This window comes from Caulobacter sp. NIBR2454 (assembly GCF_027474405.1).
GTDB lineage: Bacteria > Pseudomonadota > Alphaproteobacteria > Caulobacterales > Caulobacteraceae > Caulobacter.
Genome location: NZ_CP114871.1, coordinates 2,801,512 through 2,815,249, shown reverse-complemented (window position 1 = coordinate 2,815,249; position 13,738 = coordinate 2,801,512). Strand labels below are relative to the sequence as shown.

The following is a 13,738-nucleotide window of genomic DNA, read 5'->3' as shown; positions in this document are numbered from 1 at the left end:
GCGCACCCTCATCGCACGGGTTGTTAGGAGGCTAGGCGGGCGGCCACCCAACGAGGATCGGCCAGCCCTGAGTTGGCGCGACAGCGGCGTGGCGACCCGGGAGGGACTCGAACCCCCGACCTTAGCTTTAGGAAAGCTCTGCTCTATCCGGCTGAGCTACCGGGCCGACGCCGGGCGTGATAGCGCATGTTCGGGGGGCTTGCGAACCCTGCTGCGCTGGGGAGCGTCATGAATCTGCTGCGTCCGCTCAAGACGCTCTACGTCCAGGTGCTGATCGGCATCGCCCTAGGCATCGCCATCGGCGCGTTCTGGCCCGATGTGGGCGTGGCGCTCAAGCCGCTGGGCGACGGGTTCATCAAGCTGATCAAGATGGTCGTGGCGCCCGTGATCTTTTGCACCGTGGCGGGCGGCATCGCCCACATGAGCGACATGAAGAAGTTCGGCCGGGTGGGCGGCAAGGCGCTGATCTATTTCGAGGTCGTCTCGACCCTGGCCCTTGTGATCGGTCTGGTGGTCGGCGAACTGGTGCGGCCGGGCGCGGGCTTCAACATCGATCCCGCCGCCATCGATCCGGCCGTGGCCGCCGGCTACGCCGAGAAGGCCAAGCATGGCGAGGGCCTGGTCGACTACATCCTGCACCTGATCCCCGACACCTTCTTCGGCGCCTTCGCCGAGGGCAACCTGCTTCAGGTGCTGCTGGTGGCGATCCTGGTCGGCTTCGCCTGCGCGCGGTTGGGCGATTTTGGCGAGAAGGCCGCCGGGGCGCTGGAGCACGTGTCGCGCGTGTTCTTCTCGATCATCCATCTTGTGGTGAAGCTGGCGCCTCTGGGGGCGTTCGGGGCGATGGGCTTCACCATCGGCAAGTACGGGCTGGACAGCCTGCTGCAGCTGGGCGCCCTGGTGGCGACCTTCTACCTGACGGCCCTGGTCTTCGTCCTGGTGGTGCTGGGCGTCATCGCGCGGATGGCGGGGTTCTCGATCCTGAAGTTCATCGCCTATATCCGCGAAGAACTGCTGATCGTCCTGGGCACCAGCTCGTCTGAGTCTGTGCTGCCGCAGATGATGGAGAAGCTGCAGCGCCTGGGCGCGTCGCGGCCGGTGGTCGGGCTGGTCATCCCCACGGGCTACAGCTTCAACCTGGATGGCACCAACATCTACATGACCTTGGCCACGCTGTTCCTGGCCCAGGCGACCAATACCGACCTGTCGATCTGGCAGATGGCCACCATCCTGGGCGTGGCCATGCTGACGTCCAAGGGCGCCAGCGGAGTCACCGGCGCGGGCTTCATCACCCTGGCCGCGACCCTGGCGGTGGTGCCCGACATCCCCATCGCCGCCCTGGCGGTTCTGGTGGGCGTAGACCGGTTCATGAGCGAGTGCCGCGCGTTGACCAATCTGGTGGGCAACGGCGTGGCGACCCTGGTCGTGGCCCGGTGGGAAAACGAGCTCGACATGGACGTTCTGCGAAGCGAGCTGTCCAAGGGGCCCAGGGCTGGCGAACTCGCCGCGGCGAAGGAAGCGCCGCTGCCGGCTGACGAGGTCTAGGCGGCGGGTTTGCTACTCAAGTCGTGCGGAAAGGAACAAGCTTAACCTTACTGCGAAAACAAGGGCTTGCATGTCATCGGCGAATGCACGGACATGCGGGCCGAGATGAATCAGACCCCTTACGCAACAGTGGATTCCGCGAGCGTCGGCCAACAGATCGACGGCGCGCTGCTGACCCTGATCGAGACCATCGAAGCCCTGGCTTCGGCCGGGACTGTGGCCGATATCGCCGCAGTCGTGCGGTCGGCCGCGAGGCGGATTTCCGGTGCTGACGGCGTGGCCTTCGTCCTGCGCGACGACGAGCAGTGCTGGTACCTGGACGAGGACGCCATCGGTCCGCTGTGGAAGGGGCGGCGTTTTCCGATGGAGGCCTGCATCTCCGGATGGGCGATGCTGAACCGCAAGACGGCGGTGATCCCGGACATCTATCTGGACGAGCGCGTGCCCCACGACGCCTATCGGCCGACCTTCGTCAAAAGCCTTGTGATGACCCCGGTGCGCCCAGCCGATCCCCTGGCGGCCATCGGCGCCTATTGGGCGCAGGAGCGCAATCCAACCGCCGAGGAGGTGACAAAGCTGGAGGTGATCGCCCGGGCCACCGCCGCGGCGCTCGAGAGCGCGCGGGCGCGGGCGTCCCTGCAGGAGGCGCTGGAGCGGCGGGAGCTGCTGCTGCACGAACTCGACCACCGCATGAAGAACACCTTGGCGGCGGCGCATTCGATCACCCGCCAGACCTTGCGACACGCCGACAGCGCCGAGGCCTTCGCCGAAGCGTTCGAACGCCGCTTGATGGCGCTGTCGCGTGCGCATGAACTGCTGACCCAGGAAAGCTGGGGGCGGGCGTCCATCCTTCAGGTCCTGGAGGCGGCCCTGGCGCCGTTTGGCGGTGCGGAAAGCGGACGGGCGACCCTTTCGGGACCGCCGATCAGCCTCAGCCCTGAGACGGCCGTGGATCTGCACATGGCCTTCCATGAGCTGGCGGTGAACGCGGCCAAGTACGGCGCCTTCAGCGACGCCGAAGGACAGGTCGATGTGGAGTGGAGCATAGGGGTCGATGAGCGCTTCCACCTGACCTGGCGCGAAAGCGGCGGGCCGCCTGTGACCCCGCCCAAGGAGCGCGGCTTCGGCTCGCGGCTGATCCAGAGCGGCATGTCGGTGCGGCTGGCTGGCAAGGCGACCATGCGCTTCGAGCCCGAAGGGCTGATCTACGAGATCGACGCGCCTCTGTCGGTGGGCCTAGCTAAGGCCTGACGCCTTAGCCCTGAAACGAAGACGCCCGCCGCACGGGGTGCGACGGGCGTTTCGAAAGCTGGAAGCTTTTCAGTTTAGGCGGCGACAGCCTTGACCAGCGACTTGGTCAGCAGGCCGATGGCGGCTTCGCGGTCGATGCGTTCGATCGCGGCCACTTCACGAGCCATGCGGTCCAGGGCCGATTCGTAGAGCTGACGCTCCGAATAGGACTGTTCCGGTTGGTTTTCGGCGCGGTGCAGGTCGCGGACGACCTCGGCGATCGAGATCAGGTCGCCGGAATTGATCTTGGCTTCGTATTCCTGGGCGCGACGCGACCACATGGTGCGTTTGACGCGGGCGCGACCCTTCAGGGTGGTCAGGGCCTGGCTTACCGTGTCGCCGGCGGCCAGCGGACGCAGGCCGGCCGTCTTGGCCTTCTTGGTCGGTACGCGCAGGGTCATCTTCTCGTGGTCGAAAGTGATCACGTAGACCTCAAGCGACATGCCGGCCACTTCCTGGGTTTCAACCGCCTGCACCGTGCCAACGCCGTGCGCGGGATAGACGACGTGATCGCCAACCGAGAAATCCAGACCGTTCTTGCTCATCGCTCGTCCTCTTGGATCATCCCGCCGCCGGGGGGCTTCGGGCCGTCGCTGCACAAAGAACCGCCGACCGACGACACAGCTTCCCCCGTCCGCGAAAAAGGAAACGCGGGGGCTGGTCGATACGGTCGGAATAGTTCTAAGACACTCTTCGCCTTCGATGGCGCGCGCCGTTCATGCAGCGGCTGTTCTAGACAAAGACATCGGCGGCACGCGCATGCGGGGCCGTCACGTCAGTTTTGACGATAACACAAAATTCAGCTCAATGAAAGGCTTGCGCCCGCAGGCCCGTGCGCGCGTCACGCGCAAAGGGCAAAAGGCGGCCCTTTCGGCCCCCACGGAATGTTACGAGCCCGTGCCCGGCTTTTCGCTGAAGTATTTTTCGAACTTGCCGGTTTCGCGTTCGAACGCTTCACGGTCGGCGGGCGGCGTGCCCTTCACCGTGATGTTCGGCCACACCTTGGCGTAGTCGGAATTGATCCGCAGCCACTTGCCGTCGGGATCGTCCTCGGTGTCCGGCTTGATGGCGTCCACTGGGCATTCGGGTTCGCACACGCCGCAGTCGATGCACTCGTCGGGATTGATCACCAGGGTGTTCTCACCCTCGTAGAAACAATCGACGGGGCAGACCTCCACGCAGTCCATGAACTTACATTTGATGCAGGGGTCGGTGACGATATAGGTCATCGGAACGCGTGCGGCCTTCTCAGTGTGCGCGGCCTAATCGGCCTTGGGGCGTGGCTTGTCAATGTGACGGCTTCTCTTGCGGCTGCGAGGTTTCCTCTAAGAGCGAATACAGCGCGCGGGCCTCGACAGGCGGACCGCGGCGTTCGCCCAGGCCTTCCACCTGCACGGCGATCAGCCGTCCGCCGAGCGGGAACATGATCGCATCGCCCGGCCTGAGGGCGCGGGACGGCTTGTCGAGTCGGGTCTGAACGCCGGCGCGGGTCAGGCGAACGCGGCCTTCGTCCACGAACTTCGCGGCCATGGACCGGGTCTTGAAGAACCGGGCCCGCCACAGCCACACATCGATGCGGGCCGCGTCGTCGGTCATGCCGGTACGGTCTCGGGCGACGGGGTCGGGGCCGCCTTGGGCTTACGGCGTCGGGGACGTCGCCGGGCCGTCCGCGCGGGCTCTGCCGAAGTCGAGGCGTCAGCTGAGGAGGCGTCGGGCGCGGTCGCCGGGACCTCGGTCGCCGTCCCTTCACCAGCCGCCGCGGCGCGGGCCGCGCCGCCCGAGCCGCGCCGACGGCGTCGACGCTTGGCCGGGTTCGGCGTCGCACTCGCCTCGGGGGACGGCGCGTCGGCGGTCGCGCCTTCGCCCATCGCCACGGGACTCGACTGGACGCGAGGCCTTGGCTTGCGCCGGCGTCGCTTGGCGGGTGGGGTGGCGCCCTCTTCGGTCGCTGGCGCTGCTTCAGCAAAGGGCGCCTTGATCTCGGCCCGAGGCTTTGGCTTGCGCTTGGGACGACGTTTGGCTGGAGCGGCGAGGGGTTCCGGCGCGGGCGGAGGGGCCCGCAGCGCGGCCAAGGCGGCGAACGGCGAATCGGTGACCACGACCGGAGCCTGGGCTGCCGTCTCGGCTGGTTCGCCGGCGCGTCGCCGCCACAGTGTAGGCTGACCTGGCTTGGCCTTGGCGACGGAGGTGAAGTTCAGGGCTCGCAGGATCAGATCGACTTCACGCGGGCTCCAACCCAACGCCTTTTGCTGCTCGTCGCTCAGCATCAGTCCGCGGCCCGGCTTGAAGCTCTCACGCAGGGCAGTGTCCAGCGCCTCCAGTTGTTCGACCGGCACGGCATAGCGAGCCACCGCTTGCAGACCCCGGGCGGCGAGGGCGCGCGGCGGCGGAGGCGGATCGGGCAGGACCGCCAGTTCGCCCGGCACGGCCGCCCAGTCCATGGCCGGCGCGGTGGCGCGCGCGAAGGCCAGGGCTTCAGGCTTGAGCAGCTTAGGCAGATAGATGCTGAAGGCCGCGATCTTAACGCCGAGCGTCTTCAGCTCGCGCCGCTCTTCCACGCTGAGCGCCTTGAGTTCGGCCTCCACCTCGCGCCGGTCCAGCACGCCGCCGGCCTCGATCAGACGGTGGGCGACGCCGCGCGCCAGGCCCTTGAGCCTGCCGTCGGCAAGGGCGGCTTCCAGCTTGATCAGGGGTGCGAGGCGTCTGCCGCGTTCTGCGGAAAGGAAGGCTTCCAAACGGCGAAGGGCGCGCTCGCGAGCGGCGGCTGGGCCAAGCTCTCCCAGCAGACGCACGCGGCTTCCGGTCACGACGCCGGCCGCCTCGCCGCTCCACAGGATGGTCCCGCTCGCATCCACCGCGAAGGCGTCATCGCCATCGGATGCGAGCACGCCGAGCCGGCGCGCCACTTCCGGCGCCACGGCTTTCTGGGCCGCGCCGCGCAGAGCCTTTTCCTCAAGCGCCGAGGCACCCTTGGCCGGTTCAAATGTCACGCCGGTCAGTTTGCCGACGAAGTGGCCCTGCACATTGACCGAGCCGTCGGCGTCCACGCCTGCCGTCATCTCTTCGCGTTCCCCAAGTTGGCGCATCAGCACGCTGGTGCGTCGGTCGATGAAGCGGGCCATCAGCTTCTCATGCAGAGTGTCGCTGACCCGGTCCTCGAGGGCGCGGGTCGTCTCCTGCCAGTGCTTGGGCTCGTGCAGCCAGTCGGGCCGATTGGCGATATAGGCCAGGGTCCGGATGCTGGCGAGACGCGTGGCCAGGGTGTCGATCTCGCCGTCCAGCCGGTCCAGCGTCTTGAACTGCCCGGCCATCCAGTCCTTGGGCACGCGCCGCCCGCCGGTCGTCAGGTCGTCGAACAGGCCTTTGACCATCTGGCGATGATCATCGTCAGTGGTCTTGCGGAAGTCCGGCGTCTGGCAGGTCTCCCACAGGCGCAGCAGAACAGAGCGATCCTTGCAGCGTTTGACGACCTCCTCGTCCTCGGCCAGGCGGCGCAGGGTGCGCTCGTCCAGGCCAGGTTCGGTCAGGGTCAGACCCTCGCGCTTGGGCCCTTCGGACAGGGAGCGCAAAAGTTCGGACAGCGAGGAAAAATCCAGGGCGGGGTTGCGCCACTCGGCGCCGTCGATCGGATCAAAGCGGTGGTTCTCGACGGCCTCGACGATGTCCTCGTCGAACTCCTCGCAATCACCCGTGACGCCGAAGGTTCCGTCGGTGCGGAAGCGGCCCGCGCGGCCGGCGATCTGGGCGACCTCTTGCGGATAGAGGAAGCGGGTGCGCCGTCCGTCGAACTTGCGCTGGCCGGCGAAGGCGACGTGATCGACGTCCATGTTCAGGCCCATGCCGATGGCGTCGGTGGCGACCAGGAAGTCCACCTCGCCCGACTGGTACAGGGCCACCTGGGCGTTGCGCGTGCGAGGGCTCAGGCTTCCCATGACAACCGCCGCCCCCCCGCGCTGGCGACGGATCAGCTCGGCGATGGCGTAGACTTGGTCGGCGCTGAAGGCGACCACGGCCGTGCGCCGGGGCAGGCGGGTCAGCTTCTTGGAGCCGGCATAGGTCAGGGTCGACAGCCGCTCGCGCGTCACGATCTCGGCGTCGGGCAGCAGGCGGCGGATCAGCGGCGCCATGGTTCCGGCGCCCATCAGCATGGTCTCGAACTTGCCGCGGGCGTGCAGAAGGCGATGGGTGAAGATGTGGCCGCGCTCGGGATCGGCGCACAGCTGGATCTCGTCCACCGCCAGGAACTCGACCTCCCGCGCCAGAGGCATCGCCTCAACCGTGCAGACGAAATAGACCGCGCGCGGCGGGACGATCTTCTCCTCGCCGGTGATCAGGGCGACGCTGGCCTTGCCACGCAGCTTGACCACGCGGTCGTAAATCTCCCGCGCCAGCAGGCGCAGCGGCAGTCCGATCATGCCGCTGGCGTGGCCGATCATGCGCTCCACCGCGAGGTGGGTCTTGCCGGTATTGGTGGGGCCAAGGACGGCGACGAGGCGCGCCGGCGCCTGTCCTGCGGGACGATCGCTCATGGGCGGAAAGTGGGGCGGTGCGTCCGGGGAAGCAAGCGGAGCTTGGCGTTATGCCGCGAAGATCGCCGCCTCGTCCTGCGGGGTGAGCACGCGCCACTGCCCCGGCTCCAGGTCTTCCGGCAGGGCCAGGGTCCCGATGCGGTCCCGGTGCAGGGCGTTCACGTGATTGCCGACGGCGGCGAACATCCGACGCACCTGATGGTAGCGGCCCTCGTGGATGGTCAGCAGCGCTTCGGTCGGCGACAGCACCTCCAGCTCAGCGGGGAGCAGGGGTTTGTCCTCGCCCTCCAGCATCAGGGTCCCGGCGGCGAAGGTCGCGCCCTCGTCACCGCCCATCGGCCGGTCGAGGGTGACGCGATAGCGCTTGGGCACATGTTGCTTGGGCGAGATGATCTTATGCAGCAGCGGACCGTCGTCGGTCAGCAGGATCAGGCCCGACGTGTCCTTGTCCAGCCGCCCGACCGTGGAGATGGCCGGATCGCGCAGGGTCCAGCGGCGTGGCAGCAGGTCGTAGATCCGCGTGCCGTCCTCCTTGTGCGAGCACACCACGCCTAAGGGCTTGTGCATCACCAGGGTCAGGGGCGCCGGGGGGTCTATGGGCTTGCCGCGCACGGTCATGCGCGTGGGCAGATCGGCGGTCACCGCGATACGCTGGCCCGCGTCCTTCAGCGGCTTGCCGTCCAGCACCACCTGACCGGCCGCGACCATGGCCTGCACCTCGCGGCGCGAGCCGTAGGCCATGTTGGACAGCAGGCGGTCCAGCCGCGCCATCAGCGCCTTGCCCGGACCTTGGGTCACTTGCGCGCCTCGTAGATCTTGAAGCCGCCTTCCTCGGCGCGCAGCTCGACCTTGGTGAAGCGTTCGTTCAGCGCGGCTTCGTAGGGCAGGTGGCGGTTGGCGGTCAGCCACAGGTGCCCGCCCTTGCGTAACAGGTCGGCGGCGCGCTGGACGAAGGCCTGGCCCAGGCGCTTGTCCTCATGGCCGCCGTCGTGGAACGGCGGGTTCATGACCACGAAGTCCAGGTCGGCCAGCTTCAGGTCCGGATCGCGGATATCGGCCTGAACGATCTCGGCGCGCGGATCTTCGATATTGCGGCGGGCGGCGTCGGTCGCCCGGCGGTCGATATCGATGAGGGTGAGCTTGGTCACCGTCGGCCGGGCGAGGACATCCCTGGCCAGCAAGCCCACGCCACATCCGGCGTCAAGGCCCGCGCCCGACAGCTTGGGCAGGTGCTTGAGCAGCAGGGCGCTGCCCGGATCGGCCCGATCCCAGCTGAACACGCCGGGCTGCGACCACATCGACAGCTTGGGCGCGATCTGCGGCGCGCCGGCGGCGATGGCTTCTTCGATCCCGACCAACGTTACGGGGCGGTCGATCATGCAGATGCGGTGGTGGCGACGGGCGTCCTCGGTGACCACGCAGCCGAAGGCCTCCAACTCTTTGCGGAGGCGCGAGCCGCCCTTGTCCTTGGGCGCCAGGGCCGTGAGCCGGCCGCCGGTCTTCAGGGCGCGCAAGGCGAGGGCCAGCACATAGCGGCGCTCAAGCACGCCAGGCGGCGCGGCCACCACCATGGCGTCGAGGCTGCCGTCCGGCTGGTACTCCAGCGCCTGGGCGTCAGGGATCAGGGGCGAGAACTGCACGCCTCGAGGCGGGTCGATGACCCCATGCTGGGCGACGCCATAGACGCCGAGCGCGGCGTCGCCATTCTTCAAGTCCGATATCGTCATGGGGCGCATATAGCCTTGGATGTCGGCTGGCTCCATCTAAGCTGTCGACCTTCGCTCAGGGAGACCGCCATGGCCCGCGCCAAAGCCAGCATTTCGGACCAAGCCTTTGTCACCGCCATCACCACCGGGCGGCACGCGTTGGTCAGCGACGAGCCGCCGGCCCTGGGCGGTCAGGACATGGGGCCGGCGCCGTATGACCTGCTGCTGGCCAGCCTGGGCTCTTGCACGGCGATCACCCTGAAGATGTACGCTGACCGCAAGGGTTGGCCGCTGAAGGCCGTCCATGTGGACCTGAAGCACTACAAGGATGAGAACCGCAGCAAGATCGAACGGGTCCTGCACATTGAAGGCGATCTGGACGATGCGCAGCGCGCGCGTCTGGCCGATATCGCCGAGCGCACGCCGGTGACCCTGACCCTGCTTAACGGAGCAGACATCGCCACGACCTTGTCGTCCGATGCTCCCGCCGCCCCGCCGGCCGTCTCCTATACCGAGGACGAACTGGATGAGGCCCTGGAGGAAAGCTTCCCGGCCAGCGACGCGGCCAATCTGGCGCAGCCACGGCATTCGGATCGGGACTGAGGCAGGGATTAACGCGAGAAGACGCGGGCCCGAACACGAGCGAAACGAATCATGACCGAATCAGCGACGTCCGCCGATTCGGGATTTGTTCCCTACGAGATATGGTATCCCGACTCGGGCGCGGCACAAATGGCTTGAGCTTTATCGGACGCGTTCGAACCTGATCTTGTTCCAGACCAGCGCGCGTCGACCATCGGCCTGCGTCTCGAAGCGGACAGGGTCGGGGTTGTCGGAGGACGGCTCCATGGCCCCGAAAAGGTCGGGAGCTGCCGGTTCGAGCGACAGGCGCGCAAGCCCAAGACGGGCCTCCAGGCCGCCATTGCTCGCGGAGACCACCATGTCCCCGAAGGCGGGGCTGCGCCAGACGCCGGCATAGTCCCGCAACGCTTCGGCGTCCGGCCTCCAGGCCCAGCCCGCCCACTGGGCGTCGGCCCGCCCCTTGGCGAGCCGGGTGTCGCGGCCCGCAGCCTGACGAGCGACCGAGGCGGCGTACGCCTCGCCGAAAGTCTTGGCGTCGCGCGCGGGAGACTTGGCGTCAAAGCTCTCGAAAAAGGCCGCCGACAGGTCGCCGCCCAAGGCGCCCGTCATGCTGTCGGAATTGGTAAGCACCGCGATCCCCACGCCCAGATCGGGGGAGAAGGCCATTTCCGACCGAAAGCCCGTATAGCCGCCGCCATGGGCCAGAACCCTCACCGCGCCGTGACGGCAATCGTGCCAGCCCAGGGTGTAGGCGGTGCATGTAAGGCCCGGCCGAGTGACGGCCTGGACGTGCGACGGGGTCTGGGCGGTCTGAGCCTCGGCGAAGGAGGCGGCAGGCACACCCTTGCGGTCAATCTGCGCCTGTAGCCACGAAGCCATGTCCTCTCCACTGGAGACGAGGCCGCCCGCGGCATGCATCAGGGCGTCATCCTTCAGCGCCACAACGCGCCAGCCCCGGGTAGTCCATTGGTGGGGCGAAGGTGAAGCGCCGGCGGGAAAGTCAGAGACGCGTGGGCTGGTGTGATCCAGGCCAAGGGGATCGAGGACTTCGCGCTTGAGGTGTTCCTGCCACGATCGTCCGGTCTTCAGCTCAAGCGCGGCCGCGTAGACAAGGTAGCCGAGGTTGTCATAGCGAAAGCCCGCGGGACGTGGGGTCGAGGCCTGGTCTAGCAGGCGCCCATAGTCCGCCACAGGGACCTTGTCGCTATAGGCGGTGCGAAAGCTCAGGGCTTCATTTTCGAAAGCGCCCTGGTGGGACAGAAGATCGCGCATGCGAATCGTCGTTAGGTCCACGCCGTCGATGCGCGTTTTGGGCCAGACCTGCGCCACGGTGGTGTCCAGGTCAAAGACGCCGCGCCGATCAAGCTCGGCCGCCATCAGGCCGACATAGGCCTTGGTCATCGAGGCTATATAGAAGGGTGTGTCCTTGGAGACCGGCGCGCCCGCACCCGCCGAGGCGACGCCTTCGACATGGATGACGGGCTTTTGACCGCGGGCGACCATGATCACGGCTACGGCCGGAGATGCGCCGGGCGCGGCCCGTGTGGCCTTGCTCAGCGCCAGGACACGTTCGGCGGCGGCGGTGAACGCCGCCGGAGACGAATCGGCCGCTAGGGCGGGGGACGCGGAGATAAGGGCGAGGGCGACAGCCGTGATGGTTTTCATACCGCCTTTCACCTCGCTGCGACGGCGCGCGCTAGAACAGATGTAGCGTCAGCTCAGCAGGGCGCGGATGCGTGAAAGCGGCAGGCCCGTCTCCGACAGCACGGTCCGGGCCATGTGACTTTGGTCCGCAAAGCCGCCTTCGGCCGCCGCCTGGGCCAGGCTTTCCCCGGACATCGCGGCGGCGGCGGCGCGGGCCGCCATCCAGCGCCGGCGATAGAGCGAAGGCGCGATCCCGTAGCAGGCGGTGAACTGACGGCTGAAATGCGTGCGGTGGACGCCCGCCTGCCGCGCCGCTGTTTCGATGTCTATCGCTTCGGGCGCTTCACGCAGGGCTTTGCGCGCTTGCCGCAACCAGGCTGGAGCGGCGGGCCTCAAAGACAATTTGGAGGGCAGGGCCGCGAGATCGCCCAGGATTTCGGCTGGCTGGCCGGCTGTCAAAGCGGCGCGAATCAGACCGCTCGTGTGGGCGTCGATCGCGCGCCAGCCGCCTGTGGGGCGCGGCGCGTTCTCGGTCATATCGAAACTCAACAACAGAGCGCCTTGAGGCCCGTACTCGACAGCGTGGCTCGCGCCGGCGGGGCGGGCGGTCATGACGCGGCCGGCGGGGTCCATCTCTTGGCGTCGTTCGGTCTCGCGAAAGCCGCCTAGCAGAAGAAAGGAGACCTGCGCCTTCTCGTGCTCGTGGGCCCGCTGGACAAGTCCCGGCGGATACCAGGTTAGGCGCGCCCTGACGGTGTCGGACTGATGCAGGGTGGCGGCGCGCACGAGCATGCCGCCGCTATATCAGAAAAAGGCGCTCGCTCTATTCCGTAGCGGCAGGGCACGTAGCACTGAGGCGCTTGGCTTCCATGACGCCCGAAAGGGGCAGGCCGTGGATAGTGGTGACGTTGACGTCCAGCTTGAAGGTCTCGGGCGTATAGGTCCCCTTGCCCTTCACCGGGGCTTCGCGGTTCTTCTTGTCGATCCACACGCCCTTCAAGTCGATATGGCCGTCGCCGACGACCTTGCGCTCGTAGACGCACTTGAACTTGCGGGTGCAGATGCCTTCCGAGAACTGAGCCACGTCCTTGGCGGTCAGGCACTTCAGCTCCTTGCCCACTGGGAGGACGCCGCCGATCTTGTAGTTGTACTGCCAGTGGCCCGGCAGGATGGTGGCGGGGACCTTCTCCTGGGCGAAGACGGCGGGCGCGACGGTGGCGACGCCCAGAACGGCTAGAATGGCCGCGGTCAGGGCGATGGCGACGGGGCGGATGGCGTCTTTGGGCTTCATCATGGCTTCTTACATATAGGAGCCCGAATGAACCGCACTTGAAGCTGACGATCATCCTGCGGATCGGCCTTGAGCGGCTTGACTCTCAGCGTCGCCGTCGCCTATATCGCCCCCTCTCGCGCCGAGGTCTTCCTTGGCGTGTCCGATATTCTTTTGCGAAGTTTGCTTCGCCCAGCAAGGTGTCCGTTATGTCGCGTCGTTGCGAACTCACTGGTATCGGTCCGATGGTCGGCCACAATGTGAGCCACTCGAACATCAAGACCAAGCGCCGCTTCCTGCCCGCGCTGTCGCCCGTCACGCTGCAGTCCGACTCCCTGGGTCAGACCTTCAAGCTGCGGATCAGCAACGCCGCCCTGCGCACCCTGGACTACAAGGGTGGCCTTGACGTGTTCCTGCTGGGCTCCAAGGACGAGCTGCTGTCGCCGCGCGCCCTGAAGATCAAGCGCCAGGTGAAGGCCAAGGCCGCGACGCAAGCCGCCGCAGCCTAAGCGACCTAGTCGCTTCAAAGATACGAAAGGCCCGCAGGAGCGATCCTGCGGGCCTTTTCGCGTCTGGATGCGTGGATCGCCGGTTGGGCTGGCGGCCAGGCAAAGAAAAGGCCCGCGAGGGTCGCTCGCGGGCCTTGCCTTGTTCGCGTCTGCGAGCGCTTAGCGCTGCAGGGCGTAGTAGTTCACGGAAGCGGTCTTGGTGTAAGCGGCCAGTTCCGGGTTGTTCACCCGAGCAACGGCGTCCTTGACGCTGGCGCGAACGCAGGCCGGGTACAGGTACACGGCGAGGGCTTCGCTACGAACGTCCTGCCAGCAGACCGTGCTGGCGGCTTTCAGGATCTCGGCGTGAGCTTCCTTGGCGGACTTGCCGGCCAGGGAGACGCGGAGTTCGGCAGCGCCGGCATTGCCAGCGACGAAGGCGGCCCCAAGAGACACAACGAGGGCCAGAGTGTTGATCTTACGCATTTTGAAGACTCCAAGAGGAGGTTGATGGCAACCGCCTCCCGGCACGTTTTCCCCAAACACGACGGTTTGGTTTGTTATCCCGTCGATGGGTTTTTGTACGTCGAGGTGCAAAAACCTTCAAGGCCAAATATTGCATCGCACTCAAGTTTTTTGCAGTGCAACATACTTAATCAGAAGTGTTCAGAGTGGCTGTTTCTT

14 protein-coding genes and 1 tRNA gene are annotated in these 13,738 nt (G+C 66.8%); 4 read left to right on the top strand and 11 right to left on the bottom strand.

The features are described from left to right. Window positions 1-89: 89 nt before the first annotated feature. Window positions 90-166 (bottom strand) — tRNA-Arg (locus O5K31_RS13675). Window positions 167-228: 62 nt separating this feature from the next. Between O5K31_RS13675 and O5K31_RS13670 the strand changes: the two genes are divergently transcribed. Together O5K31_RS13670 and O5K31_RS13665 are read left to right on the top strand one after the other, a co-directional pair. After that, window positions 229-1,545 (top strand): dicarboxylate/amino acid:cation symporter, encoded by a 1,317-nt coding sequence (locus O5K31_RS13670; protein WP_269714171.1) that lies wholly within the window; start codon window positions 229-231, stop codon window positions 1,543-1,545. A 105-nt stretch (window positions 1,546-1,650) separates the two neighbouring features. Then, on the top strand, window positions 1,651-2,796 hold the full coding sequence (locus O5K31_RS13665; protein WP_269714169.1) for a sensor histidine kinase: 1,146 nt from the start codon (window positions 1,651-1,653) through the stop codon (window positions 2,794-2,796). 74 nt (window positions 2,797-2,870) lie between these two features. On the opposite strand, the gene O5K31_RS13660 is transcribed toward O5K31_RS13665, so the two are convergent. The 6 genes from O5K31_RS13660 to O5K31_RS13635 all read right to left on the bottom strand — a co-directional run bounded on the left by O5K31_RS13660 (window position 2,871) and on the right by O5K31_RS13635 (window position 9,127). Beyond that, window positions 2,871-3,380, bottom strand: a complete 510-nt coding sequence (locus O5K31_RS13660; RefSeq protein WP_269714168.1) for a CarD family transcriptional regulator — start codon at window positions 3,378-3,380, stop codon at window positions 2,871-2,873. Window positions 3,381-3,722: 342 nt separating this feature from the next. Continuing rightward, complete coding sequence (fdxA, locus tag O5K31_RS13655) at window positions 3,723-4,064, bottom strand: ferredoxin FdxA (RefSeq protein WP_269714167.1); 342 nt, start codon at window positions 4,062-4,064, stop codon at window positions 3,723-3,725. Between the two features lie 58 nt (window positions 4,065-4,122). After that, complete coding sequence (locus O5K31_RS13650) at window positions 4,123-4,431, bottom strand: RNA-binding S4 domain-containing protein (protein ID WP_269714166.1); 309 nt, start codon at window positions 4,429-4,431, stop codon at window positions 4,123-4,125. Then, entirely contained in the window at window positions 4,428-7,364 is a 2,937-nt protein-coding gene (locus O5K31_RS13645) for a helicase-related protein (RefSeq protein ID WP_269714165.1), read from the bottom strand. Before O5K31_RS13645 ends, O5K31_RS13650 begins: the two co-directional genes overlap by 4 nt. A 48-nt stretch (window positions 7,365-7,412) precedes the next feature. Beyond that, complete coding sequence (locus tag O5K31_RS13640) at window positions 7,413-8,135, bottom strand: pseudouridine synthase (protein WP_269717061.1); 723 nt, start codon at window positions 8,133-8,135, stop codon at window positions 7,413-7,415. 23 nt (window positions 8,136-8,158) lie between these two features. Then, complete coding sequence (locus O5K31_RS13635) at window positions 8,159-9,127, bottom strand: class I SAM-dependent methyltransferase (RefSeq protein ID WP_269714163.1); 969 nt, start codon at window positions 9,125-9,127, stop codon at window positions 8,159-8,161. Between the two features lie 33 nt (window positions 9,128-9,160). Between O5K31_RS13635 and O5K31_RS13630 the strand changes: the two genes are divergently transcribed. Next, complete coding sequence (locus O5K31_RS13630) at window positions 9,161-9,673, top strand: OsmC family protein (RefSeq protein WP_269714162.1); 513 nt, start codon at window positions 9,161-9,163, stop codon at window positions 9,671-9,673. 141 nt (window positions 9,674-9,814) lie between these two features. Here O5K31_RS13630 and O5K31_RS13625 read toward each other — a convergent pair whose 3' ends face one another. Genes O5K31_RS13625 through O5K31_RS13615 form a run of 3 tightly spaced genes read right to left on the bottom strand, consistent with a single transcriptional unit; the run spans window position 9,815 to window position 12,590 of the window. Further along, window positions 9,815-11,317: a serine hydrolase gene (locus tag O5K31_RS13625; protein WP_269714160.1), complete on the bottom strand. Its 1,503-nt coding sequence runs from the start codon at window positions 11,315-11,317 to the stop codon at window positions 9,815-9,817. 48 nt (window positions 11,318-11,365) lie between these two features. Further along, a complete protein-coding gene (locus O5K31_RS13620; RefSeq protein ID WP_269714159.1) occupies window positions 11,366-12,088 on the bottom strand; it encodes a helix-turn-helix domain-containing protein in 723 nt (240 codons plus the stop codon). A gap of 31 nt (window positions 12,089-12,119) precedes the next feature. Beyond that, window positions 12,120-12,590: a DUF3617 family protein gene (locus O5K31_RS13615; protein ID WP_269714158.1), complete on the bottom strand. Its 471-nt coding sequence runs from the start codon at window positions 12,588-12,590 to the stop codon at window positions 12,120-12,122. Between the two features lie 185 nt (window positions 12,591-12,775). Here O5K31_RS13615 and rpmB point away from each other — a divergent pair, with 185 nt between their 5' ends. After that, entirely contained in the window at window positions 12,776-13,075 is a 300-nt protein-coding gene (gene rpmB / locus O5K31_RS13610) for a 50S ribosomal protein L28 (RefSeq protein ID WP_269714157.1), read from the top strand. Between the two features lie 159 nt (window positions 13,076-13,234). Here the strand turns inward: rpmB and O5K31_RS13605 are convergent, their stop codons facing one another. Then, window positions 13,235-13,540 carry a hypothetical protein gene (locus tag O5K31_RS13605; protein ID WP_269714156.1) on the bottom strand — a complete coding sequence of 102 codons (306 nt, stop codon included), beginning with the start codon at window positions 13,538-13,540 and terminating at the stop codon, window positions 13,235-13,237. Window positions 13,541-13,738: the final 198 nt, after the last annotated feature.

Coding starts and splice junctions, on each gene's coding strand:
- O5K31_RS13625 (WP_269714160.1), bottom strand. CDS start 11,317: ATGAAAACCATCACGGCTGTCGCCCTCGCCCTTATCTCCGCGTCCCCC.
- O5K31_RS13630 (WP_269714162.1), top strand. CDS start 9,161: ATGGCCCGCGCCAAAGCCAGCATTTCGGACCAAGCCTTTGTCACCGCC.
- O5K31_RS13645 (WP_269714165.1), bottom strand. CDS start 7,364: ATGAGCGATCGTCCCGCAGGACAGGCGCCGGCGCGCCTCGTCGCCGTC.
- O5K31_RS13665 (WP_269714169.1), top strand. CDS start 1,651: ATGAATCAGACCCCTTACGCAACAGTGGATTCCGCGAGCGTCGGCCAA.
- O5K31_RS13660 (WP_269714168.1), bottom strand. CDS start 3,380: ATGAGCAAGAACGGTCTGGATTTCTCGGTTGGCGATCACGTCGTCTAT.
- O5K31_RS13635 (WP_269714163.1), bottom strand. CDS start 9,127: ATGGAGCCAGCCGACATCCAAGGCTATATGCGCCCCATGACGATATCG.
- O5K31_RS13640 (WP_269717061.1), bottom strand. CDS start 8,135: ATGGCGCGGCTGGACCGCCTGCTGTCCAACATGGCCTACGGCTCGCGC.
- O5K31_RS13605 (WP_269714156.1), bottom strand. CDS start 13,540: ATGCGTAAGATCAACACTCTGGCCCTCGTTGTGTCTCTTGGGGCCGCC.
- O5K31_RS13620 (WP_269714159.1), bottom strand. CDS start 12,088: ATGCTCGTGCGCGCCGCCACCCTGCATCAGTCCGACACCGTCAGGGCG.
- O5K31_RS13615 (WP_269714158.1), bottom strand. CDS start 12,590: ATGATGAAGCCCAAAGACGCCATCCGCCCCGTCGCCATCGCCCTGACC.
- O5K31_RS13670 (WP_269714171.1), top strand. CDS start 229: ATGAATCTGCTGCGTCCGCTCAAGACGCTCTACGTCCAGGTGCTGATC.
- O5K31_RS13650 (WP_269714166.1), bottom strand. CDS start 4,431: ATGACCGACGACGCGGCCCGCATCGATGTGTGGCTGTGGCGGGCCCGG.
- fdxA (WP_269714167.1), bottom strand. CDS start 4,064: ATGACCTATATCGTCACCGACCCCTGCATCAAATGTAAGTTCATGGAC.
- rpmB (WP_269714157.1), top strand. CDS start 12,776: ATGTCGCGTCGTTGCGAACTCACTGGTATCGGTCCGATGGTCGGCCAC.